Origin of the sequence: Psychrobacter sp. NPDC078409 (assembly GCF_050268505.1) — a bacterium.
Lineage (GTDB): Bacteria > Pseudomonadota > Gammaproteobacteria > Pseudomonadales > Moraxellaceae > Psychrobacter.
Genome location: NZ_JBNNGW010000002.1, coordinates 445046 through 470758, shown reverse-complemented (window position 1 = coordinate 470758; position 25713 = coordinate 445046). Strand labels below are relative to the sequence as shown.

Genomic DNA, 25713 nt, shown 5'->3' with positions numbered 1-25713 from the left:
CGCATAACTTTAAGCCTCAGGAGCGCTTAGATGTATGGCGATTGGTTATAGTAGTTATAACCAATCATGTATTTTATGCGTAGTAGAGTAAAGCTATGCGATAAATATAAGGTACATTGTGATGCGCTATACCAATATATTCACTAGCTTAATATTCGCTAGTTTAGCTAAGCTGGGTTTCAATCCAAGCAGGTAGAGCGCTGATAATCGATGTACTGTTGCTAGACTTCGGTGCGCCTCCTTGTGCGTAGTCAGGCTTACCTCCACCTTTACCACCAAGCTCACCTGCCAAATGACGAATAATATCACCAGCTTTGACTTTGGCAGTGACAGGTTTTGCGACGCTCGCTGCGAGTGCTAACTGGTCATCTTTATCACCAATCAATACAATCACGCTATCAGGCAGTTTTGATTTGATGTCGTCCATTAGCGTACGGATGGATTTACCATCGATACCGCTTAAAGTGCTGATAAGAACTGGCGTACCTGCGATCGTTTGTACATCATCAAGCAAATTGGCTGCTTGAGCACTGGCGATTTTTTGCTGCAAGCGCTCTAGTTGTTTTTCTAGGTCGCGTTGCTTATCAGCCATAGTACGAACACGTTGCGCCACTTCAGGACGTTTTACTTTCAGCTGACTTGCCAATTCGCTCAGTTGTTGCTCGCTTTGCTGAATATTCTTGACCGCGTTCATGCCAGTGACAGCTTCAACTCGGCGGATACCAGCCGCAATACCAGACTCACTGGTGATTTTTAGCACACCAATATCGCCCGTACGCTGTACGTGCAAGCCACCGCATAGCTCGATAGAGAAAGGCTTGCGCTGACCATCAACGATACGGTCTGTACCCATGGTTAGGACTCGAACGTCACTACCGTATTTTTCGCCAAACAGTGCCATAGCGCCTTGGTTCATCGCTTCGTCAATCGACATGTGCTCGATACGGGCAGGGGTGTTGGCTTGAATTTGCTCATTAACGAGACGTTCGACACGCATGATTTCAGCGGCGCTAACAGGCTTATCGTAAGCAAAGTCAAAACGTAGCACTTCGCTTGAGACTAGTGAGCCTTTTTGCGTGACCGCATCGCCTAGCACTTCTCTTAGCGCTGCGTGCAATAGGTGAGTGGCCGAGTGGTTTTTGGCACTGGCTGCACGAATGCTAGACAGTACTTGCGCTTCAGCGGTTTGCTTAGTGCTGATATCACCCATGGTCACGACACCATAATGGATAATCGCCTGACCAGATTTTTTGGTATCTTGCACTTCAAAGACGCCAGATGCCGTACGGATTTCACCAAGCTCACCAACTTGACCACCACCTTCAGCATAAAATGGGGTGCGATCCAATACCACAACGCCTTCCATGCCTTCTGTTAAGCTGTCTGCTGGGTTGCCGTCTTGATAAAGCGCGTCAATAGTCACGCCGTCTTCTTCAAGCTGCTCATAGCCGATAAATGTCGTTGGCGTTTCTACTTGGATAACGCTGCTGTAATCGACGTCAAACTTGCCAGCATCACGCGCACGCTCACGTTGTGCCTGCATATGCTCATCAAATTCTGCTTCATCAATAGAGATACCACGCTCACGAGTGATATCGGCGGTCAAGTCAAGTGGGAAACCATAGGTATCATAAAGCTTAAATGCCGCTTCACCAGATAGCGTATCGCCATCTTGTAAGCCTTCAAGTTCGCTGGCAAGTAAACGTAAGCCTTGGGCCAATGTTTTAGCAAACTGTGCTTCTTCTTTTTGAATAGCACTTTCGATGACGCTCTGCTTGTCTTTCAGCTCAGGATAGGCACTGCCCATTTCAGCCACAAGCGGCGCTACCATCTTATAGAAGAACTCACTATCAGCGCCTAGCTTATTGCCATGACGTACCGCACGACGAATGACACGGCGCAATACATAGCCACGACCTTCATTACTTGGCGTGACGCCATCAGCAATCAAAAACGCCACGGCACGAATATGGTCGGCGATGACTTTCAATGATGATTGTTGCTCGTTGCTGATCTCTAGGATTTCAGCTGCTGCATCCATTAAATGGACAAACAAATCGATCTCGTAGTTGCCATGAACGCCTTGCATGATGGCACTAATACGCTCAAGACCCATGCCTGTATCGACACTTGGTGCTGGCAGTGGCAATAGCGTGCCGTCCTTTTGACGATTGAACTGCATGAATACACAGTTCCAAATCTCAATATAGCGATCGCCGTCTTCTTCTGGCGTACCTGGCAGGCCGCCTTCGATATCGGCACCGTGGTCATAAAAGACTTCGGTACAAGGACCACAAGGACCCGTGTCGCCCATTGTCCAAAAGTTATCAGAAGCGTAAGGAGCACCTTTGTTATCACCAATACGAATGATGCGCTCACTTGGAATGCCGATGTTTTTATTCCAAATCTCAAAGGCTTCGTCGTCAGTTTCATAAATAGTCACATAGAGACGATTTTTATCAATCGCTAACCACTTATCTGAGGTCAAAAACTCCCAGATATACTCGATGCCTGCTTGCTTAAAGTAATCACCAAACGAGAAATTACCAAGCATTTCAAAGAAAGTATGATGACGTGCGGTATAGCCGACATTATCTAAATCATTATGTTTGCCGCCAGCACGTACGCACTTTTGAGAGGTTACCGCACGTGTATAGTCACGTGGTTCCATACCCAAAAAGGTCTCTTTAAACTGATTCATACCAGCATTGGTAAATAGCAATGTCGGATCATTATGTGGAATCAAGCTAGACGATGAAACTTGGGTGTGCTGCTTGCTTATGAAAAAATCGATAAAGGCTTGGCGAATATCGGCTGAGCGAAATGGCTGGCTCACAGCGGCTCCTTACTGACGGATAGAATTGAGTAAATGACATAAAATAATTTTGCAAGCGATTTTAGCACAAACGCCCAAGCTCTTGGTACAAGAGTTATAACTACTAGGTTATTATACGTGTGTTAGTCATTGCCTAATTTATAGAGTATTGAGGCTAATTGGTCAAAATGGCCGCATCAGTTTCATCCAATTTGTCTTGTGTGGTTGGATTGGACTCGATTACTTGCACAGGCAAATAGCGTAGTTGAAGCTTAATTGGCAAGTACTCTGGGAAATTCTCTGCCATATCATTGGTAATGAGCGTTTCAATCTGGCGAACATCGTATGAACTCGGCAAAGTCTCTCCACGCACGATTGCTCGCACCACTTGGTTCTCTTCTGAGGTATCAAACTGCGTATTGGTCAATACATTACCTTGGTCGATAAAGTAGTTGTTGATGGCTTCTTTGACACTACTCTCAAATACTTGCTGCTTGGCATTGGTCTGTAGGTTGATGGTTAAGTAGGCACCTAGGCCACCAAGTAGTAATAAAGTCACCGCGTTACGCTGCAAAAAAGTCAGATAGGTATTGGATTTATAGTCGTCATCGACCAAACGACGAAACCCTAAGACCCATAAGACAAGCGCATTGGTAAACTGGATAGCAAGAATGTTGGTCGCTGCCAATAATAGCGCCCCAAGACCAAGCTGCATCTCGCCATTAGCGAGTAAGATACCGCTAGCAGCCAGTGGTGGTACTAAGGCTGTGGCAACTGCAACGCCGACAACCGCAACCGAGAGATGCGGAGATACCATCGCGTACGCGCCAGCCGTACCACCTGCTAGAGCAATCATCAGATCCATGGAGGTAGGCTGGGTGCGAGATAGGATTTCTGCCGTTAGCGGTTGATCCTTATGTAGCCAACCAACGATAAAGCCGACCAATACCACCAATGAGACACCAATAATGACGGTAAAGAGCGACTTACGCAGTAAGGGCATACGGTGATCGATAATTGCTAGCGCTATACCCGTGATAGGGCCTAGCATCATCGCAACCAACATGGCTCCGATGACTACGGCTGCTGAATTGGTCACTAGCCCATAACTGGCAATGATGGCAGACAAAATATTCATGATGAAGTACATCTTGCTAGGCAGCGCGTTTGCCTCAATCCTAACCCGTACTTCTGGGTAATCTACCTTTTGATTGCTAAACTGTTCGGCGACAAACTGCTTATAAGACTCAAGCTTGGCTTCTTTTTCCTCTTGAACCTCATCTTCGTCACTTTCATCTTGAGCCTTTTGAGCGTCGCTATCTTCTACATCGGTGTCTTTATTTTGGCTTTTATCTTCTGAGTTATTATTTTGATTGCCGTCATCGCGACTAGATGCATTTTTTATCTGTTGTTGATTGGCTGTTTTGTTATCTGATGACTGTGCTGCGATGTCTGTGTCATCAACATAGTCGTCTTCTGCTTCTACCGTTACTTCAGCATCACTATCATTTTGAGCACTTTTTTCTGTTGTTTCCGCCGTATCCGACTGGAAGAAATCGGACTTTTCTTTCGCTTTTATAGTCTCTGACTCTGCAATCTCAGACGCTTCAGTATTTGACTGTGACTCAGGTTCTGTCGACTCCAATGTTGCTACGACCACCTCGTCACTGATGGTTTCCATGGTTATTTCGGCGTCAGGTGGCTGCGCACATTCAGTGTCTACTTCGGAGTCTATTCCGCCATCTGTATCAGTCGATTGCTTGTGTTGATTGTCTTCGCTTTCATCACTGTCTACAGCGGCATCATCAACTACGGGGTCAATTGTCGCGTCTTGATTGTGAGAAGCGTCAGTAGTGGCTGATAAATCATTTTGATCCACTGAGTTAGGCGCAGTGTTTTTTTCAGATGAGGACATAGCAGATGGCGTTCTTAGTAGAGAAAGAAAGTCATTATTGTAATGATAAATAGATAAAGATATAGGGGATTCTTGAAAATTGTAAAAAAGAGTAGAAAGAAGATGGAAGTAAGAACTGATGTTTCTTATGTTTAAGTCGAAAACCTTAATAATAGCATGGTTTTTATTCAAAAGTCATTCAATATAGATGCTACAAGGGTTCACGGTAAATACTTACTTTTTTTGTGGAATTAAGGTTAAATATATTATATCCACAATAAAGATAAGGAATAACTTATGAACTGGCCATTATTTTCTGTCATATACTCAATGACAGCCACCGTGACTATCGGACTTTTTATGATTGGTGCTCTCATTACAGGGTTCGATGAGATATTTCATATTCAAATAGCAGTGGGATTGGGCGTTCTAGCTTCGATACCTGCAGGGTTATTCTTTACCAAAAAAATTGGCAGTATTACTGGGAATGAGGAAGGCTATAAGACATAAAGTAAAACATAAAGACAAGCAGTATTATCGATGTGGAGTGGAACCGCCCATCAGCAAACAAAAAAGACCTCAATATTGAGGTCTTTTTTATCATTAAAAATATCTACTAACTAGCATCGAAGCTAGTTCTAATAAGGTTCTATTTATTGAAGTTCGACAACTGCGCCATTTTCGATATTGGCATAAACTTCTAACACATCCCAGTTGGTCAAACGAACACAACCTGCTGAGCCTTGACGACTGATACCTTCAGGTACTGGTGAGCCATGTAAACCGTAAGAAGGCTTAGATAATCCCATCCAAACGACACCGACTGGGTTGTTTGGTCCTGGTGCTATCATATGAACTTTCTTTTGAGCGCCTTCACCAACGGTTGATTTATACCAAGGCATCTTCACTTTATTGATAATTTTGAACGTGCCTTTTGGAGACGGTGTGGCATCGCTACCAACGGTCGTCGGATAAGTAGCAACCAATTTGTCACCATTATAAGCATACAATGTTTTGTCGGCTTTATTAGCGACTACGCGATTGATACGTTGGTTCAGCTTGTCACGAGTATTTAGCACTGTGATAGTCTCGCCAATAGCGTACTTTTTATTTTTGTTGAGTTTGTCTAAGTAACGTACATCCATATGGAAACGTTCACCTAGCATCTCTTTAATATCTTGATAATAAAGACCCTTCATTTTTGACTTCGCTTCTGAACCAGAAGGGGTAGTCGCAAAATTGGTATTGATATCGTCTGCGGTCAACGTATAAGTGACCAATACAGGTTTGTTCGCAGGGATATTTTTAACCAAAGCATCCCAAGTTTTTTGGTCCATTTTACCAGTCGCTGGCAAGCCTTTCATCGTTTGGAAGTTAACAAGGGCTTTTTTGCTATTCATACCCCAACCGCCATCGATAGGACCAGGAGAAGCATGGTTCCAATCGAGCAGCGCCTGCATTTTGATCGTCATCGCTGAGTTGACTTTCATATTAGGTGACCAGACAGCACCATTCACTTGCTTAGCATAGTTCGACAAGTTCAGCGTTGTGTGCTTCTTACCATCTTTGTCTTCGATGTTTTTGATGGTCGGATCATCGCTAAAGTCTTGACGCTTCTCACTCTCTGGTAACTCAAAAGCGAGTGGATCAGAAGAGTCGATAGATGATAGATCGCTAGGCGCAGCAACGGCTTGACCTTCACTAATGTCATCATTGCGGTCAGCTTGCTCATCTTTACGCGTCAGTTCTGCTGCGCTCATATTGTCAGCAGCTGGGGCTGGCACGTTTTGGTTGGCTTCTTGCTTATTATTGATAAGCTGGTTCATGCTGTCGACTGGTTTCGCTTTCTCTGTATTTAACTGTACAGTAGCAGCGCCATCTGAGCGACTACGGTTCTCTTGCACATTAAGGCTGACCTTTTTGGCAAGACCTGGCATAGCGTCAGCCGTGCGTACTGGCAATGTGCGAGTACTATCGGCAGGTGCAGCAAGTGCGGCTACACTAGCACTTACAGCTGCGATAGATATGGCAGTAATAATTGGCTTTATTTTCATCATATTGAGTCACTTGTGGTTGCTACTAATGCGGCTATTATGCGCATAATTTGATTGCATCGCAAACTTTTGACACATCTTTTTGCATTTAAGACTTGCCAAACGTCAACTGCTGACGTATTCGCTACAGTTGGGTAATAATTTAACCAAGGTGTGTATGGCGTCGTGCTCGATTCTTACGCAAACTGTTCATTATTCGCACTATTTTTTGTGCAAGTAAAAATGACAGTTATTGGCGCTACTAGAGGTTTACGTCTATAATGTATGACTGAATTTTATTTAATATAACGATTTTTAGCAAAAAGCAATTTAACCCGCTAGCAGTTAATCCACAAGGTGCGATATGTCAGAAGACCAAACAATGAGTGCAGAAGAGTTTCAAAACCAATACTTCAATGATGAGTCTGAGGGCTTAGACGGTGAGATGGAGTATGATTTAGAGACTGGACTTCTTGGTGAGCACGATGAATTTGCTAACTTACATGCAGAGCTAAACGAAGCACGTGAGCAGCTCGTCAGTATTCGCGACTTTATTCGTTTTTCAGTCACGCAGCTGCGTAACTACGACGTCGTTGTCGCACAAGGCACGACCGATGAGTTTGCAGAAGCGTCAGCCATTGTCTTGCACTCTTTGTCTCTCGATTGGTCTGCCAATGAGCAGATTTTAGACTGTCGTCTGACCACGTCTGAGAAGCAGTTGGTACTAGGACTGTTAGAAGAGCGTATCGCTGAGCGTAAGCCGCTAAGTTATTTGATTAACTTGTCGTATTTCTGCGACCTGCCTTTTTATGTTGATGAGCGTGTTCTTATTCCTCGCTCACCGATTGCAGAGTTGATTCGTCAGCAGTTCCATCCGTACTTTGAAGTTACCGAATTGGCCAAACCACTGGGTATCAGTCCGAACGAAAAGTCAGCGGTATTTTATGACCATGGCTTGGATGTAAAGCAGTTATCGCAGCCTGAGCGTATCTTGGACTTGTGTACTGGCTCTGGTTGTATCGCAATCGCGCTTGCTACCCGTTTCGTTGATGCGTTGGTCGATGCCGTCGATATCGATAAAGGCGCATTAGAAGTGGCAATGGTCAATGTCGATCATCATGATCTTGGCCATCAAGTAAACGTAATCGAGTCTGATTTGTTTGCCAAGATACCTGCTGAGAACCAGTATGAGCTTATCGTCACCAATCCACCGTACGTAGACGCCGCTATCATGGCAGATTTGCCGCCTGAGTTTTTATATGAGCCTGAGCATGCACTTGCAGCTGGCCAAGACGGCTTAGATTTGGTACATCGTATCTTATTTGAAGCGCCAGATTACCTTAGCCCAGATGGTTTGCTGATCTGTGAAGTAGGTGACAGCGAATGGGCCCTAAAACAAGCCTATCCTGAAATCCAATTTGATTGGTTGAAGTTTGCACATGGCGGGCATGGTGTCTTTGCGATTACCTATGATGAGCTAATTTCAAACCGTCAATTGTTTGCCTCTTATGTTCAGCTATTAGATAGCCTTCAATAGACAGATATTAGGTTAAATAGACGTCGGCTTCATGAGCCGAAACTATAAGCAACAACTACAATCACTCATTATAAGCAACACAAGCAATAACCATGAGTGATTGGTCACATAGTCATCAGTAGCGTTTACTTGTTTAAGGACAGTTATGGCAGGCAATAGTATTGGGCAGGTTTTTACAGTCACCACCTGCGGTGAGTCGCATGGGCCAGGCCTTATGGCCATCGTTGATGGCGTACCACCAGGTTTAACATTATCTGCAGACGACCTACAAGTAGATTTGGATCGTCGCAAACCGGGTACCTCTAAGTATTCAACCCAGCGCCGTGAATCTGATGAAGTTGAGATTATCTCTGGCGTATTTGAAGGCAAAACCACAGGTACGTCTATCGGTTTATTGATTCGCAATACCAATCAAAAATCCAAAGACTATAGCGATATCAAAGACACTTTCCGTCCTGGACACGCTGACTATACTTATAGTATGAAATATGGCTTCCGTGACTATCGTGGTGGTGGTCGTTCTTCAGCGCGTGAAACGGCCATGCGAGTGGCGGCTGGTGCTATCGCCAAGAAATACTTGCAAGAACGTCTGGGCGTACAAATTCGTGGTCACGTGACTCAAATCGGCAATGAGCATAGTAATGTCTTAGACCCAAGCCAAATTGACTGGGAGTTTGTAAACAGTAATCCGTTCTTTTGTGCAGACAAAGAAGCGATTGGCCGTTTTGAAACCTTGATTGATAATTTGCGCCGAGAAGGCACTAGCTGTGGCGCGCGCCTTGATATCATCGCTAGCGGTGTGCCAGTAGGCTTAGGCGAGCCAGTGTTTGATCGTTTAGATGCTGATATCGCTCATGCTATGATGAGTATCAATGCGGTGAAAGGCGTCGAGATTGGTGATGGGATGGCGGTGGCAGGTCAATTCGGACATAGTGCTCGTGATGAGCTGACGCCAGATGGGTTTGCAGCCAACCATGCTGGTGGTGTTTTGGGCGGTATCTCATCAGGCCAAGATATCCGTGTGAGTATTGCTTTAAAACCAACGTCTAGCATTACCACCGCTGGCAAGAGTATTAACACTCAAGGTGAAGCAGTCGATATGCTCACCAAAGGTCGTCATGATCCTTGCGTTGGTGTGCGTGCTACGCCCATTGCAGAGGCGATGCTAGCGATTGTAGTGCTCGATCACTATCTGCGTCATCGCGGTCAAAACGCGGATGTGAAGCCGCCAGTACAGTCGATTACTTAGTATTTTTGTCATAGAGTAATCAGCCCTTTGTTGTTTCCAGTAGTTTAATACTAGAAATGATAAAGGGCTTTTTTATGTCCAAATAAAATACAGTTATTACCTAAATACAGTTAATGTGTTGAGCGAACAGGATATTAGGCTGCCAGTTGATACTCATCAATAGCCACACACTGCTGATGTCGGAATACCAATAACAACCGCTGACTAGGAATTGCTAGCCAATGACCAAACTCAATACTATCGACGCCTTGGTTTGATAATGCCTGTGTACAGTGATGACGGCTAAGGCCGATTAGGTTATTTATAACAGGGTTATTAATTGATTGATGTGACATAGACTTTCTACTCCTAATTTACTTTACGAATTTGACGGTTCAACAGATCCTAGTGCTATCGTAAAATAAAGAAGTAGAAATCCTGTGTAGTCATGATGGAAAGTTGATGAACTATTATATAGTCATTCCACTATAAAAGTATTACAGCGTTAACCTCGCTTGAAGTATCACATATACATCTGCACTCGGTTGCCTTGTACTACTCTTAAATTGAATCGACTATAAGTTATTATTCTCAAGCTAAGGGCAGGGTGATACTAACCATCACACCAGAACGCTGGTTTTTACTAGTATCAGTAGCTTTATTATCATTGGCATGGATATTATTGATGGCTACCTGACCACCATGATGTTCAATCACTTGCTTTACTAAGGTGAGTCCAAGGCCCGTGCCTTTCTTGAGCGTATTACTACTATGGTTAGTTTGCCTCGGCTCAGTCGTCGGATCTGCCGACTCTATATTTAGGTCATTGCTATCTGTGTAATTCGTTGTTTGTTCCGTTGCTTGAGATGATGATTGGCTTTGATGAGACAAGCTAAAGTAACGCTCAAAGGCTTTTGCGACAGCATATTCGGGTAGTAGCTTACCATCATTGAATATATCGATAGTGACGGTCCGAGCAGTGCTATGCAATGAAATCTCAACAGTGTTATCAGCAAAATGAATGGCATTATCAAGCACATTTTGCAGTACCTGTATTAACCAAAATTGGTCAGCATACACACTGGTCGCTGCCAGTATTTCTGCTGGCAAGTTTGCAGTATTGTTCACATTCTTATTATCAATATGTATATCAATAGGGTATAGATTCTGCTGTTGCTGCTTGGCTGTATTATCTCTGATCAGACTTTGCAAAAGCGGTAATAGGGGAGTCAATTGTCGGTTAAGTTTAAAGGTAGGCTGTTCTACTTTAGCAAGCAACAGAAGTCGGTCGATGAGCTGTTGCATTTTTACACTTTGCTCACCAACCGTCTCAATGAGCATCTGCCGATCTTCATCATCTAGTTTATTGCCATCTAGTCCATCGTCCTCTAACAGCTCACTACTGGCACGTATGGCAGTCAAAGGGCTTTTTAGCTCGTGGGTCAAAGTATGGACATAATCAGTGACATAAGCTCGATTTTCGAGTCGATGCTTCATAGTCTCGATGGTATCTGTCAGGCTATTTAATTCATGACCTAGATAGAAATAGGGCTTTTTGGTGTCTTCTGCCAATGCACTGGTATATTGAGTCACTAAGGTAATACTTTGCTTAAGCCACCATGCTACTAGACCTGCCAGTATAAGGGCGGCGATACTGATAAGTAGTGCGGTGATAAGCATGCGGTTACGCGTGTCATCTAAATAAGGCAATACGCTAGCGACAGGCTTACCGACACTGACCACACCGATGATATCTCCAGATGGATTTTTGATGGGTTGTGCCACATACATGACTGAACCATCGCGTCGCTGATAGTCTCGCAGTGTGCTTCTTGCGCCGTATTGTCCCTTTAAGGTGAGATAGACATCATTCCAGCGTCCATAGTTCTGCCCTTCATTATTATCAGGTTTGGGCAGGGAGTCGTAAATGACTATGCCGCTACTGTCTGTCACATATACACGAAAGCTACTGTAGCTTTTGGTTTGATCGACAGGACTGAGCGTTTCATCTATCGTTGGAATGCCGACAAATGCAGCATCAAGTTGCGCTTGATAGTCCTCGTCATATAACTGTCCTGTAGATAACGGCACCTGTAGACTGGCCGCGAGTAATTTACTGGTGTCTAGGAGCGTGTCTTCGATGACTTGCTGCGCGGTTGGCTTGACGTAGCCAAACAATTGAGTAAACACGACCACGCCGCATATGACGAGCACTAACGCAACGGCTAGCCAAATCCTAAAAAATATACTTAAATTGAGCAGTCGTTTGCGTTTAGGAGCTTGCTGAGCAGTACCAATGGGGTGCAATTTGGCATACCAATTGCTTTGGTCGTTATGAATATCATTTTCAGTAGGATTGGTTTTATTATTCATAAACTAGCAGCCACTGTTAAGCGGGACATAGTGCATAACCCAGTCCACGATGTGTATGGATGACATCGACATTAGCATCTACCATAGCGAGCTGTTTACGAATTGATTTGATATGGCTGTCTATAGTTCGCGCCAAGCGGTGATCAGGATAGTCGCTTACTGCGCTAAGTAATTGCTCACGGCTAAAGACTTGATGCGGTGCTTTCAATAAAGTTAGCAAAATTTTGCGTTCTGTATTACTAAGCTCAAGCTTTTGCTCTTGCCACGTTAATGAATAGTTGAGCGGTTGATAATGCCAAACGCCAGATTGATTTTCAAACGTTAGTGCTTGTCCTGATAGATTATTTGAGGAAGTATTATCAGTACTGTTATCTGAGTCTATGGTATGAGAGCTTGATTGCTGAATCAGCTGTTCACGGCGCCAAATGGCTTTTAGGCGTGCGACCAACTCACGTGGACTAAAAGGCTTAGCACAGTAATCATCACCGCCCATCTCTAATCCCAAAATCCGATCGACCTCATCGCTACGCGCGGTCAAAAACACGATAGGCAAATCTTTTAAGGCGTCGATATCAGGTGTATGACGTATTTGTTGACATAGGCTCAAGCCGTCACCATCTGGCAGACCGACATCCATAATGATCGCCGATAGATCTTGTGCTTCATGACTATGCAGCATCGGCAGCACGCTACTGGCATTATCCAACCAAGTTATCTGCCAGCCTTCGCGCTTGCAAGTAACCTTAAGCGACATCGCGATCGCAGGATCATCTTCTACCAGTAAAATATGGGTCATAGTCTCTACATCGTTTTATAAGCTTAGTAAATTATCGTAGCACAAAAGAGCAGACTGCTCTTGCTGCCACGAGTCAAATGGTGTGAAAAGTTAATGGAAAAGTAAGGTGCTCAGTAGACAGTGTGCGATGTAATTATTTTAATACATTCAACAAAAAGGCCAGCTCAATAAATAAGCTGGCCTTGGTAACGAAAATTAAGCATGACTGTCTATTAATAGACTAAGCGAAAACCTACTTAAGACCTTTGCAGTTGGCATAGTAGCTCACTGTAGAGGGCCAATCTGAGAAAATACCTTGGACACCGACGTCTTGCGCTAGTACGTCAATATAATTCATCATATCACCATCATTGTTGATAGCATTACCAAGACCACTATAGTACCAATCGCCACCATCGGTTAATGGTCCTGAACGCTCTATCGACCAAGTAATGATTTTTAGACCATTGGCTTTGGCTTGTTTTGCGTATTCTGATGGTTGCATATTTCCCTTACCATCAGTAGTGACTAGCAACCAAAGTGCTGGAGCAATGGTGTTAATGCCACGTGCTTTGATATCAGCCAATGAGTGCTTCCAAGTGGTTGCGTCATTTTTATCAAATGTTTTGTCCTTAGCGGTCTCATTACTGTCATCGATTAGATAGACGGCATTAGCCCCATAAGCTGGTTCGTTTTTGATCCAGTAATCAAGATCTTCTATATTAAATGACTGGGCAAATACATCACTTGCAGGCACATCCGCTGCCTTATAAGTATCGATCAGCTGTTGACGGTAATCGTCCAAACGATAGCCATTAAACGGCATGGTCACGGCGGGTGCTTTTAACTCAGGCGTGTGCTTCATACCTAGCTTACGAGCCAATGCGATATGCTCTTTTAGAGTTAAAACTTTGCCGTTTTGCGAGTACAAATCCGTTCGCCAAGGCGCGGTTGCGTTCATATACTCGCTAATACTGGTTGCTTTTTTATTGGCAGCATCCATCTTACCCGTCAAGGTTTTAAACTGAGCGGCACTGATATCTGAGGTACGGCATTCGATACTATCAGCATTGGTAAGTTTGCCTGTAGCGTCCAATATGGGCGGCACAGTGCATTGTTTGGCGAGCGGTGTGGCTAATATATTAGTAGTGGTGTGCAAATCATTTTGGGCATGACGACAGACAAGCTCACCATCGTTGGTAAAAGCGACATCACATTCCAAGATGCCAGCACCCATTTGTGCTGATGCCACGTAGCTATCATAAGTATGTTCAGGCAGCTGTAACGGCGCACCTCGATGCGCAATAGAGAAATCTGTCTTACTTGGCAGTTGCCCTCGGCATGCCTGTAGCTCTTCTTTTAGTGGTCCCTCGTCCATATCATTTATCAAATAAAACGGACGCACTCCATAGGTATATGCGATAGATGAGGGCGATTGTGGCTGTGATTGCGGTTGCGCTGTCGATAAAGGGGCTTTTGATGTGAGCGTTGAGCGGCTATCGGTAGTGCAGCCTACTATCAATAATGAGCTGATCAGCGTTAAAGGTAAGGCGAAATTAATCTTATTAACCTTAGCCAGCGTGTGCTTACTCAGCTCAAGCGCTGATTTATTAGAAATTGTCATGTAAAATGTTCCTGCAAAATTATAAAAAAATCCCATCGGACGTATGGATAGGAATTGAAAAATTAACGTTTGACTATTAGTTGCTACTTGCTAAAAGAAACTAAAGGTCATGCATTCTTGTAAGAACTTAGTTTTGTAGGAAATTGGCCTTGTAAGAACTTGGCATTAATGCGGATACAATTGTAGGCACATGTACTAAAGAATAGGCAGCTGATAGTATTTGAGCTTGACAGTATTTAAACTTGATAGTATTGAGCTTATCGGTCGTAAAATCATACGTGTCTTCTTATACTGTTCTTATTTTTGCTATTGTCCGTTTAGTGCCTCACTATTGACCATACTCTCAAACTAACAGATGATATTGACCATATAATGACACACACGTTATTTTGGCAAAAATATAGAAATGCTTAAGGCATATCTCACTACATTATTAAGGATAACTATGAGTAACTATTTAGATGCAGTCGTCGTTGAGCACAATCCCTCTCAAAAAAAGATAGATCGCGCAGTGATTTGGCTTCACGGTTTAGGTGCTAGCGGTCATGATTTTGAGCCAGTGGTACCGCAGCTTGGGTTGGCTGATGATATGGCAGTACGTTTTATCTTCCCACATGCACCTAAACGCCCAGTTACGGTAAATGGCGGTATGGTGATGCCAGCATGGTACGACATCATAGAGATGAGTCTGGAGCGTAAAGTAGATGTGACTCAGATTGAAGAATCTGCTCAGCAGATACAAGATTTGATCAGTCGTGAGATAGAGCGCGGCGTGTTACCAGAGCATATCGTCATCGCAGGGTTTTCTCAGGGCGGGGCAGTTGCGTACCATGTAGCACTTGGCTATCCAAAGCGTTTGGCTGGTTTGATGACGCTCTCTACGTACTTAGCAACCAACGACAATATTGAATATAGTGCTGCCAATAAAGACATGCCGATTTTGATTGAGCATGGCTCGCATGACCCAGTTGTGCCTGTCATCCTAGGTGAGCAAGCACAGCAGTTACTGTCAGCAAAGGACTATAATGTGTCCTACAATACGTATCCGATGGCGCATCAGGTCTGTATGCCGCAGATCCAAAATATCGGTAAATGGTTAAACACTGTTTTGGCATAATCTATTAAGCTGTAACGTAATGTAATGCAGGCTACTTATAGGTTGAAACATAACCGATATCTCCTATATAATAGCCAGTCTTATTGGGGATGTTCTGGCTTCGACGCTGGTGATGAAACTCAATGATGCATGTCGAGAGTGTATGTCCTCTCGTTAATCAAACATATATTGTTATAGTCGCAAACGACGAAACTTACGCTCTAGCAGCTTAAACCCTGCTTACTTAGTTGCTGATCACCTACAGTTGGTTAACTAAGTTGAAGCGTCCGCATGTAGGCTCGCCACAAGTGATTGTCTCAATTGCTTGGGTTCAAAAGTAGAGAATCGTCCAATCCATCCTGACTGTCGGATCGGTGCGGATTAAAACTAAAGACAGAAACTAAACATGTAGATTCATGAGCGTAATGCTGGCGGACGCGGGTTCAACTCCCGCCATCTCCACCAAACATTAAAAATCCGATCACTTAGGTGGTCGGATTTTTTTTGTCTAAATTTTATGGTTAATTAAACGAGTCATGATGCTGACAAACTTTTTATGAGAATATAAAAAATATTTATATAGAGTAATCATCAAGTCTTTGGAGTTGAATCACAATTTTTTGTTGTCTATGGAGAACATAATATTAACTTGTCTTACAGAATAATTCTGATTATTCTTAGTTGAAGCCTATTCTTCGCATCAGGCGATGCAGTAGCGAGAATAAGCGGACTTTCAAATAACTACAGGGAATGTATTATGTTAGGAAAAATGATGTATCAGCCATTGCTGATCAGTGGTCTAATCGAACACGCTGCCCGTTATCATGGTGATACGGCGGTTTTGTCCAAAGAAGTCGATGGACAGATGACTCATACCAATTGGCGCACTGTCTCAGATAACTCAAAACGATTGGCCAATGCGTTGGCTGCACTGGGACTTAAATCATCAGAACGCATAGCAACTTTGGCTTGGAATAATCGTCGGCACTTAGAAGCTTGGTATGCGATTTCAGGTAGTGGCATGGTTTGCCATACTATCAATCCACGTTTGTTCCCTGAGCAGCTTAGCTACATTATCAATGACGCTGATGATCGAGTACTGTTTTTTGATACTACTTTCCTACCGCTAATTATGGCAATCAAAGAGCATATCAAAGGTGTTGAACACTTCATTTGTCTCGGTGATCGAGATGATAGTATCGTAGAAAAACTGCCTAATGTACTGTTCTTTGATGAGCTATTAGCAGAAAACTCGACTGACTTTGACTGGCCTCAATTCGATGAAGCAACAGCCAGCTCTTTATGCTACACATCCGGAACTACCGGTAACCCTAAAGGGATTTTATATACGCATCGCTCTTCTGTGCTACATGCGATGGCATTGTGCATGCCTGATGTCTCCGCGCTCTCTGCACAAGATGTTTTGTTACCCGTAGTACCGATGTTCCATGTCAATGCGTGGGGCACACCTTATGCGGCTGCCTTGACTGGTTGCTCTCTCATACTTCCTGGTCCAAATCTCGATGGTGACAGCCTAGTATCTCTCATTGATGATTATCATGTCACAGTTGCTCTAGGGGTTCCAACAATTTGGCAAAGTCTATTGACCGCTGCCAAAGCCAGAGGTAGTAAGCTTGATAGCATGACGCGTACTATTGTCGGAGGGGCCGCATGTCCACCATCGGTAATCAAAACGTTTAGAGAAGACTTTAACTGCGATGCGGTGCATGGTTGGGGTATGACAGAAACCAGCCCACTTGGAACAATGAATCAAATAAAAGCCAAGCATAAATCGCTGAGTAAAGATGAGATTAATGAGTTGCGTAATTCTCAAGGTCGTCCGCCCTATGGTGTTCAGCTACGTCTCATAGATACTGACGAGCCGCTACAGCGAGTCGAAGAAGATGGTATGTCTCAAGGTCGTTTACAGATCAAAGGGCATTGGATCATCAACGATTATTATACCGAGAACCCTGATGCGATAACTGAAGACGGCTGGTTCGACACAGGGGATATTGCAACCATTGATGCTGATGGCTATATGAATATTCGAGACCGCTCAAAAGATTTGATCAAATCTGGTGGAGAATGGATATCGTCAGTAGAGCTGGAAAACATCGCAGTCGCCCATCCGCAGATAAGAATGGCGGCCGCTATTGCTGCAAAGCATAAAAAATGGAGCGAACGTCCAGTATTGATTGTGGTGAAAGAACCAGATTCAGAAATCGATGAGTCGCAAGTACTGAGCTTTTACGAAGGTAAGATCGCCAGCTGGCAAGTGCCAGATAAAGTCATATTTGTAGATAATATCGTCCTAAATGGCGCTGGGAAAATGGTCAAAAAAGATCTGCGTGATGACTATGGCAATGTATTGTTGGATAGCTGATTTAGCTGTTAAAAGAGAAGATTGACAATGCCACTTGCAAAACCAAGTGTGTAGTCTAGTCAGATTTCTCTAAGAATAGTGGTATAGGTGAATAGAGTAGTTGAAATGCTCGTCATCTATATCGCTTGTCATTATTATTGTAAACGAGCATTAAGAGATTCATGTACATCAGATGCATGGATTGGGATAGATAAAGTAGGACAGTATAGAACGCCAGATACAACAAAGCCCCTGATATCAGGGGCTTTAGCTGTTCTATAAGATAGTATAGGACTATGTAATGGTACCCGGAGCCGGACTTGAACCGGCACGCTATTGCTAGCGAGGGATTTTAAATCCCTTGTGTCTACCAATTTCACCACCCGGGCAAAACTTGTTTTATCTAAAATGTAAACTAGCTGATAGACCATCTAGTTACTAGATAAGTGGTCGCTATTATAATCGGTTGTGATAATAATGCAAGCCAAAATTAACGTAAAGTTAATAAATAATTGGAGGCTGGAGTCGGAATCGAACCGGCGTTAACGGAGTTGCAGTCCGCTGCATGACCACTCTGCCATCCAGCCAATCAAGGTCGCCTATATTAGCAAAAATATAGTAAATTACAAGTCCTTTCTTAATTAAAAACAGCTTATTTACTATCTTGTCTATATTTAGCCCCAATTTCAGGACATTTATACTATTAATAGGCTTTTTCAAGCCGTCAGTAAACCAACGTTTAATGATGATTGTTTAAAATATAGTACGCTAAACAATATCTCTATTGTCACGTTTAGCACTTCTCACATCACGATAAGTGGCCGTGCAAATTAATACGAGTACGCCAAGAGTAATGGCAGGCCAAATTAAGATATATAAGCCGTAGATAAAAACGTTGTCCATGATATCTCCTTATAATATTGCTAAGTAAATAGCGATTAGCCAAATACTCCTGACTAATCGGTACTCGGATAAAGCGACTTTGGTTTAATATTTAAGTAACGATGGTATTTCCGATTTTTTGTCGTAATTGCCCACACGCTGCTTAATTAAGTCGAAGTCGAAGTGTTCGTCTCCCATCAGGCTGATAATCACACAGACGACGGTACTAGCGCCGTAAGCTGTTAAAGAGGCTAGTAGGACCATATATTGACGCAAGAAGCCAGTAGCGAAGATAAGCATCAACACAAGCGTAATAACTGCGGCGACCATGCCAATCTTACGACCTAAGAACCCAAAGACCATTAGACCAATAACGACTGCTGCACCAACACTGGCCAGTATTTCAAAGAATAGGGCGGTGACACCAGTGATTGGAAGTAATTCGAAACGGGCAACGCAAAATAAGAGTAGTCCGACGATAACGGCTGAGGTAAAGGCAGTATTGGTGACGCGATTCCAAAACACACTGGCGATGACAGGGAAGACGATAGCGCCCCATAGTGCCCCAACGAACACTAGCATGACGAGAATATCAAGTTTAAAGCTCGCAAAAATTAGTCCAGCTGCTGTCGCAACAATCATCGTGCCACGACCAATTAGCATCATGGTTTTAGGTTTAACATGGCCTTTTTTGGCGATGTTTTTACCGTAGACATCGGCCATCATAATAGTTGATAGCGCTGATAAATCTGAGTCAGCGGTTGAGGACAATGACCCAATCACTAAAATAAAGAATAAGGCGATAAAGACAGGGTGCAGATAAGTACTGACCATTTGAGGGATAAGGTTGTTCATATTGCCATCGAGTGGCTCGACGCCAATCGTCACAGCCATTAGTCCAATCATCCCAAGGCCAATGACGATACCAGCGTAGCCGACTGTGGCAGTGATAAACGTTGCTTTAATTTTGGTTTTATCGATCGCAAATAGGCGCTGAGTGATGGTTTGGTTACCGATAGCATATGCTAATACAGCGACAAAATAAGGTGCACCTTGTTGAAAGAATGCCTCAGAGGAGAAGAAGTTCTGCTGCTCTAATGTCAGGTTTGATAGTCCGCTAACCATGACCTCAGGACCACCCATAGCAAATAACACGGCGGGGATAATAACAATACCAATGGCCATTAGAGCGACCAATTGGGCAAAATCGGTAAAAACGGACGCTCGAAACCCTGATGTCAATGTGTAACTCAGTACACCGATACCTGCGATCATTACCCCTGTTTGGAACGATAGTGGTGATAAAACTGACACCAATGCTCCAGCAGCGGTAAAGTTGACCATCAAGCTAATTAAACTGCCCATAATATTGGATATGGCTAAGATTAATTGGCTTGATGAACCGTGGCGGGCATGAATCAGTTCACCTAGTGTATGACCGTCTGGCGCCAATTCACGAAAGCGCATACCGAAAGGGTAGATGAATAAAATCATCAATGCACCCCAAAAGCCATAATGTATCGGCCCTGAGACGCCGTATTTATAGCCAGAGGTAGCCGCAGCATAAAATGAGGCGGCCCAAATCCAAGTGGCGGTCATACTGGCTGCACCCATACCAAATCCAACACCGTGACCTGCGACCATAAACCCAGAAGTTGTTTCTTTATCTTTTTTGATTAATAAGGACAGTAAATAGGTGCCGCCATAAAATGCTAATAATAATAAAATAATCGTTAATGATGAAAATTGGAACAATGACTCAGTTTTCAAACTCAGACCTCGCAATTGTTAGTTGATGAATAAAGTTCAGTAAAAATGAAAGATACCAAACCATTAGGAATACAGCACAGCTTACACAGCCCTCATACCGAACGTATGTGGCTAATATAAATAGCGAAAATACCAACTGTAGTGGTAAGCAAATGCTAAGTGTCACGCCCAAATCTTAATGAGACAAATAGTGTCAAATCAAAAAGACAGGGACTACTCTCAATAGGCGTCAGTTAATGGGTAAACCATCACGCTATTAATAGGCATACACAAAGGTAGCTACATGCTAAAGAAAGCTCATATGATGAGTATCTATAGCGGAATTACGAATAAGCACTAAGCCATGATTGCATGACCCGAACTCGATTTAGACAGCCTTATCAGCTGTAATAAGCAATAGCTGAGAAGTCTTTACTCATCTATTGCGATTGATGTGTTACTAAGCAGCATTAATAAATAAAACTACATATTTGTTAAGTACCTGTAACATATTTGCGCGGTAAGAGTAACCTATTACGTCACTAACCTCAAACATTATCCGATATTTACCAGACAATGACCGAAGATGACATATAAGTATTTATTTAAAGAGATTTAATAAGATGTTCAATAAAGCATTGAAAGATAGGGATTTATTATGAGCAGGATCGAGTGATATATCGCTATGAGCTAAATTATAACTGTAGATAGTTATCTGAAGTTTTCATTAAAAAGAAATAGATAACGAGCGATAGACGGGTGCTCCCAATGAACAAGTAGAAATGAATTTTTATATATTATCTTGTTTGGTATAGTAAGTGACTCGATTATCACGTAAAAATCCAGCCAATCCAAGGCCATAACGCTCAGCCACGCGCACTGCTGTACTGGTGGGTGCTGACATGCCAACTAGCCACGGGATTTGACTTCGAATAGACTTTTGAACCAGTTCAATAGAAAGACGCGAAGTCATGAGCACACAGCTAACGTCTGCTTTTTGTCGTAATTGCCAACCGATGAGTTTATCAAGTGCATTATGGCGGCCTACATCCTCAAATAAATGTAGCTGCTGATTATGTATCGTTGCTGTGGCATGTACTGCGCCTGTCAGCTGATGTGTATGCTGCGCGGCATCCACTTGTTGACGCAGTGCCAATAGGTAGTCAAGACTTGGTGCGCTCGTTTGAATGCCAGTTATACCTGTCTGTCGGTTATGTTCATAGTGTAAATAGTCTGGTGAGTAAGCACTTAAATCAGGCAAAGCTTGTGTTAATCCAGTAATACCGCACATACCACAGCCTGTACGCCCTGCAAGCTGCCGTTTTTGTGCTTGGATACGTTGATGACAGCGTTGGCTCAATACCAACTCCACGACATAGATATCGTAATCTTGAAATTGTTCTAAGCTTTGCTCAATTGATACTGAGTCAAGACTTTCATCATTCGAATCTTGAGCAAACTGCTGATAGCTAGCTAGATCTGCAAGATGAGTCACTTCCCAGTCGAGTAACTCGTGACTGTATTGAATTAAGCCTTCGCTAAATAAGAACCCAACAGCCAAATACTCTAACTGATGAGGACTAGCCATCAGCACAGCATAATGAATCCCATTAATGATAATAGAGACCGCAGCTTCTACGGCTAAGCTAGTAGTCTGAGATTCAATTTGAAGGTGAGAGTCATGATTAGGGTCACTACTAACTGACGGGTAATGATGCTTTTGTGCTAAGTGACTACGAGCAAGTGGTGTCTCTGATAACCTCTCATCGTTAGATGATTTAGGTACAACTCTCTTAATGTCGGTTGAGTTATCTATCATAGCGGGGTCGATAAGAGCCTCACTTTGCTCAGCATTATTTTCAATGGTTATCACGGTTTATCATGGCCTAAAATTATGAGCGTGCTTATGGTCATCTAGAGGGAGAGCCAATGAAAATATTATTCTCATTAGCTCTCCGCAGTATGATTTACGCAGGCGTAGCTATCGATGTATTTGCCTCTACGCGCTCTAACACGACGGTCGTCGATTTGTACGCTGGGATATGAGAATCTGGCGCATGTGTATCTAAATCAAAGAGGTCATTGCACTCAGGGTAATAAGCAGCAACAGCGTTAGAGGCAATATCCATCTCGCTCAATACCAATGGGCCTAATACGCGTGGTTGCTCTAGGCTATCTTTAGCACGCTGGCGAGTGACCATAACACGGTCACCTTTTTGCCAACCCAAACGGCTTATCTCATCGGGATGCATGAATAGCACGTCACGGCGATCCGTTTGACGATAGCGGTCTTTAAACCCAAAAATCATAGTGTTGAATTGATCGTGGCTACGGACACTAGTCAATTGCCAAACTTTTTGCGCTGTATTTTCAATATCATCGATATCGTTTGCAGCTGCCATTTGTGCAGCGACAAAAGTAATCGGATATTGTGGCACTTCAAACTGAGCTGTGCCGCTCTCGGTATTCCATACACGATGACGCGCCGCATGATACAAATGAAAGCCACGCTCAGAAGTGCGAATACGCTGATTAAAGTCTTCAAATCCATTAATGGCTTGAGCGATATAGTCTCGAATAATATCAAAATCTTCACTCATGGCCAGCCAAGGAATAGACGTGTCGGCGCCGAGTACATGGGTCGCAATATCCGCTACGATTTGTGCTTCAGATTTTAAAGTATCACTAACAGGTTTGAGCTTGCCCTGAGTAGGTACGATTTGACACATAGAGTCTTCGATAGTGGCAAATTGCTCACCCTTTGTGGTGACAATACGCTCGGTACGGCCTAAGCAAGGTAGGATTAAATTATTAGCACTTGGGTATAGCATAGTTTCATTAAGCTTAGTGCCGACAAATATATTAAGCTGAGTAGTGGTTAAGGCTTGTTCAATGGCGCTAGTATCAGGGGCAGCCACTGCGTAGTTACCACCCATGCCCATAAAGACTTTTAATTTACCTGCGATAAGAGCCTTGGCACCTGTGACGACATCGTAGCCATGCTCTTGCGGCATAGGGTGCTCAAATACATGCTCTAAACTGTCTAGTAAGCTTTTGCTAGGGCGTTCATGGATACCCATAGTGCGATCGCCCTGTACGTTGGAGTGTCCACGTACTGGAGATGCACCGGCGCCGTCGATACCAATCATGCCCATCAGCAGTAGCAAATTGGTAATCATCGCCACATTGTCATCACCTTGCACATGCTGAGTAATGCCCATACCCCACGTACAAATCGTTGCTGGACTATCAGCCACGAGCTCAGCGAGATTAATAATATCTGTCTGAGAAATACCGCAGCCAAGTGTGATATCTGTCCATGATTGCTCTGTTAGCCAATGCTTTAGAGGTTCAAAGCCTGAAGTATGAGTGGTAATAAAATCATGATTGATTTTATCGTTTTCGATCAGCCATTTGGCAATGCCCGTCAATAGCGCTGCATCACCGCCGATTTGAATTTGAATAACATCATCGACCATGTCAGCACTTTGACCGGCTGCCATGTGTGTTGGTTTTTGTGGATTTCTGAACTTGCTTAAACCTTGTTCACGCATCGGGTTAATTGAGATGATTCGACAGCCTTGATCATGGGCATGGGCGAGCATCTCTAACATACGTGGATGGTTAGTTGCTGGGTTTTGCCCAAACATTAATATCAGCTTGGCCTGCTCGAAATCTTCTAGCATCACGGTCGCTTTACCAATACCTAGCTGTCTGCTTAGCATTACTGAGGTTGGCTCGTGACACATGTTTGAGCAATCAGGCAAATTATTGGTACCAAAGCAGCGTACAAATAACTGAAATAAGAAGGCAGGCTCATTGGTCACGCGGCCTGACGTATAAAATAATGCCTCATCAGGTGAATCTAGCTGTCCTAACTGCTCAGCGATCAGGCTATAAGCAGCTTCCCAAGGGATAGGGACGTAGCGATCTTGCGCGGCATCATAATACATCGGCTCTGATAAGCGGCCACTGTGCTCAAGCTCGTAACCAGTCCAGCCCTGTAGTTCAGTAACGGTATGTCTTGCAAAAAAATCGGCATCTGCTTTGTGGGTCATGGTCTCACTGGCAATGACTTTAATGCCGTTTTCACAGACATCGATGGCTTTGTGTGACTTATGGTCAGGCCAAGCACAGCCTGGGCAGTCAAATCCGCCTTGTGGCTGATTGCTTTTAAATACACTTATACCACCGCGCAAAAATGTCTTATAGTCCATTAGCTTTTGGGTAGAGGAGATCAGCGCAGGCCAACCAGCAGCAGGGTGGGAGTAGATAGGAATTTTGCGCATGACAGACCTCATAGATAGATGACAACAGCGAAGCTTTAATAGACGATAACTATATAATGGACAGTGGAAAGTTCATATGATCATTAACTATAGATAACAAAAAACCTCCAAGAAAAATCAATTCTCTTGAAGGTTTTTGAGGTTGTCGGAAATGGTTGTATCGACAGGTACAAATTTATAAGTCGTAAGTCATGGACACCATTAGCTCAAAAACTTAGCTTAAAATCAGGCTATCGTCTTCAACTTTTTCGCCACGTGTTTGCTCGAACATATCAAGTAGGTCATGTACGGTCATGCCTTTGCGAATGTCACCAGCCACATCTAGCACTACTTGACCTTGGTGCAGCATAACGGTGCGGGTACCATGTGCCAATGCTTGTTGCATAGAGTGAGTAACCATCATCGTGGTCAGCTTATTGTCCGTGACAATCTTATCAGTCAATTCTAAGACAAATGCCGCAGTCTTTGGATCGAGAGCCGCAGTATGCTCATCAAGCAACAAAATCTTAGAAGGCTGCAATGATGCCATTAGCAGACTTACCGCTTGGCGTTGACCGCCAGAGAGCAGACCCATACGATCGGTTAAACGATTTTCTAAACCTAATTTTAAAACGGATAGTTTTTCCCGGAACAAATCGCGGTTGTTCTGGTTCAATGCAAATTTTAGACCGCGATTACCGCCGCGTTTGTAGGCCAAAGCCATATTTTCTTCAATCGTGAGAGCTTCACAAGTGCCGGCCATCGGATCCTGAAAGACGCGAGCAACCCAATGCGCGCGTTGATGGGCAGACTTTTTTGTCACATCAATGCCATTTAGCAAGATTGAGCCACTATCAACGCGCGTCGTACCGCTTACTGCGTTCAAAAAAGTAGATTTACCTGCGCCATTGGTACCGATGACAGTGACAAATTCACCATCAGCAATATTTAAACTGATACCGCGTAGGGCAGGGTTTTCGATAGGCGTGCCTGGGTTAAAGGTCAACCGTAAATCGGTGGCTTGCATCATAATCGTTATTCCTTATTGTCTCTTCAAGCGTCACAAGTATTATC

17 protein-coding genes, 2 tRNA genes and 1 other RNA gene are annotated in these 25713 nt (G+C 43.6%); 6 read left to right on the top strand and 14 right to left on the bottom strand.

Annotation, left to right across the window (positions count from 1 at the left end):
* Positions 1–163: 163 nt before the first annotated feature.
* Positions 164–2836, bottom strand: a complete 2673-nt coding sequence (gene alaS / locus ACQKC9_RS05000; protein ID WP_427620746.1) for an alanine--tRNA ligase — start codon at positions 2834–2836, stop codon at positions 164–166.
* A 154-nt stretch (positions 2837–2990) separates the two neighbouring features.
* A complete protein-coding gene (locus ACQKC9_RS04995; RefSeq protein ID WP_427620745.1) occupies positions 2991–4730 on the bottom strand; it encodes a TIGR00341 family protein in 1740 nt (579 codons plus the stop codon).
* A gap of 276 nt (positions 4731–5006) precedes the next feature.
* Between ACQKC9_RS04995 and ACQKC9_RS04990 the strand changes: the two genes are divergently transcribed.
* Positions 5007–5219, top strand: coding sequence for a hypothetical protein (locus tag ACQKC9_RS04990; RefSeq protein ID WP_057759250.1), 213 nt, complete (start codon positions 5007–5009; stop codon positions 5217–5219).
* A gap of 143 nt (positions 5220–5362) precedes the next feature.
* Here the strand turns inward: ACQKC9_RS04990 and ACQKC9_RS04985 are convergent, their stop codons facing one another.
* A complete protein-coding gene (locus ACQKC9_RS04985) occupies positions 5363–6766 on the bottom strand; it encodes a L,D-transpeptidase family protein (protein WP_427620744.1) in 1404 nt (467 codons plus the stop codon).
* Between the two features lie 340 nt (positions 6767–7106).
* On the opposite strand from ACQKC9_RS04985, the gene prmB reads away from it, so the two are divergent.
* Both prmB and aroC read left to right on the top strand, forming a co-directional pair.
* On the top strand, positions 7107–8279 hold the full coding sequence (gene prmB, locus ACQKC9_RS04980; protein WP_427610952.1) for a 50S ribosomal protein L3 N(5)-glutamine methyltransferase: 1173 nt from the start codon (positions 7107–7109) through the stop codon (positions 8277–8279).
* Positions 8280–8424: 145 nt separating this feature from the next.
* Positions 8425–9528: a chorismate synthase gene (aroC, locus tag ACQKC9_RS04975; RefSeq protein ID WP_427620742.1), complete on the top strand. Its 1104-nt coding sequence runs from the start codon at positions 8425–8427 to the stop codon at positions 9526–9528.
* Between the two features lie 134 nt (positions 9529–9662).
* Here the strand turns inward: aroC and ACQKC9_RS04970 are convergent, their stop codons facing one another.
* The 4 genes from ACQKC9_RS04970 to ACQKC9_RS04955 all read right to left on the bottom strand — a co-directional run bounded on the left by ACQKC9_RS04970 (position 9663) and on the right by ACQKC9_RS04955 (position 14279).
* Positions 9663–9863: a hypothetical protein gene (locus ACQKC9_RS04970; RefSeq protein ID WP_427620740.1), complete on the bottom strand. Its 201-nt coding sequence runs from the start codon at positions 9861–9863 to the stop codon at positions 9663–9665.
* 235 nt (positions 9864–10098) lie between these two features.
* Complete coding sequence (gene creC / locus ACQKC9_RS04965; protein WP_427620739.1) at positions 10099–11880, bottom strand: two-component system sensor histidine kinase CreC; 1782 nt, start codon at positions 11878–11880, stop codon at positions 10099–10101.
* A gap of 16 nt (positions 11881–11896) precedes the next feature.
* Entirely contained in the window at positions 11897–12676 is a 780-nt protein-coding gene (locus ACQKC9_RS04960; RefSeq protein ID WP_427620738.1) for a response regulator, read from the bottom strand.
* Positions 12677–12908: 232 nt separating this feature from the next.
* On the bottom strand, positions 12909–14279 hold the full coding sequence (locus ACQKC9_RS04955; protein ID WP_427620736.1) for a glycerophosphodiester phosphodiesterase family protein: 1371 nt from the start codon (positions 14277–14279) through the stop codon (positions 12909–12911).
* A gap of 445 nt (positions 14280–14724) precedes the next feature.
* On the opposite strand from ACQKC9_RS04955, the gene ACQKC9_RS04950 reads away from it, so the two are divergent.
* The 3 genes from ACQKC9_RS04950 to ACQKC9_RS04940 all read left to right on the top strand — a co-directional run bounded on the left by ACQKC9_RS04950 (position 14725) and on the right by ACQKC9_RS04940 (position 17761).
* On the top strand, positions 14725–15396 hold the full coding sequence (locus ACQKC9_RS04950; protein WP_347161908.1) for an alpha/beta hydrolase: 672 nt from the start codon (positions 14725–14727) through the stop codon (positions 15394–15396).
* Between the two features lie 85 nt (positions 15397–15481).
* Positions 15482–15840: a transfer-messenger RNA gene (ssrA, locus tag ACQKC9_RS04945) on the top strand.
* Positions 15841–16132: 292 nt separating this feature from the next.
* Entirely contained in the window at positions 16133–17761 is a 1629-nt protein-coding gene (locus ACQKC9_RS04940; RefSeq protein ID WP_427620735.1) for a long-chain-fatty-acid--CoA ligase, read from the top strand.
* A 281-nt stretch (positions 17762–18042) separates the two neighbouring features.
* Here ACQKC9_RS04940 and ACQKC9_RS04935 read toward each other — a convergent pair.
* The 7 genes from ACQKC9_RS04935 to ACQKC9_RS04905 form a co-directional block, all read right to left on the bottom strand.
* Positions 18043–18129 (bottom strand) — tRNA-Leu (locus ACQKC9_RS04935).
* A 124-nt stretch (positions 18130–18253) separates the two neighbouring features.
* A tRNA-Cys gene (locus ACQKC9_RS04930) sits at positions 18254–18327 on the bottom strand.
* Between the two features lie 181 nt (positions 18328–18508).
* Positions 18509–18643 carry a putative transporter small subunit gene (locus ACQKC9_RS04925; protein WP_427620733.1) on the bottom strand — a complete coding sequence of 45 codons (135 nt, stop codon included), beginning with the start codon at positions 18641–18643 and terminating at the stop codon, positions 18509–18511.
* 84 nt (positions 18644–18727) lie between these two features.
* On the bottom strand, positions 18728–20377 hold the full coding sequence (locus tag ACQKC9_RS04920; RefSeq protein ID WP_427620941.1) for a sodium:solute symporter family protein: 1650 nt from the start codon (positions 20375–20377) through the stop codon (positions 18728–18730).
* A 784-nt stretch (positions 20378–21161) separates the two neighbouring features.
* Complete coding sequence (locus tag ACQKC9_RS04915; RefSeq protein ID WP_427620731.1) at positions 21162–22244, bottom strand: formate dehydrogenase accessory sulfurtransferase FdhD; 1083 nt, start codon at positions 22242–22244, stop codon at positions 21162–21164.
* Between the two features lie 94 nt (positions 22245–22338).
* Complete coding sequence (locus ACQKC9_RS04910; RefSeq protein ID WP_427620729.1) at positions 22339–24660, bottom strand: FdhF/YdeP family oxidoreductase; 2322 nt, start codon at positions 24658–24660, stop codon at positions 22339–22341.
* A 214-nt stretch (positions 24661–24874) separates the two neighbouring features.
* Complete coding sequence (locus ACQKC9_RS04905) at positions 24875–25669, bottom strand: ABC transporter ATP-binding protein (RefSeq protein WP_057759272.1); 795 nt, start codon at positions 25667–25669, stop codon at positions 24875–24877.
* Between the last annotated feature and the right edge of the window lie 44 nt (positions 25670–25713).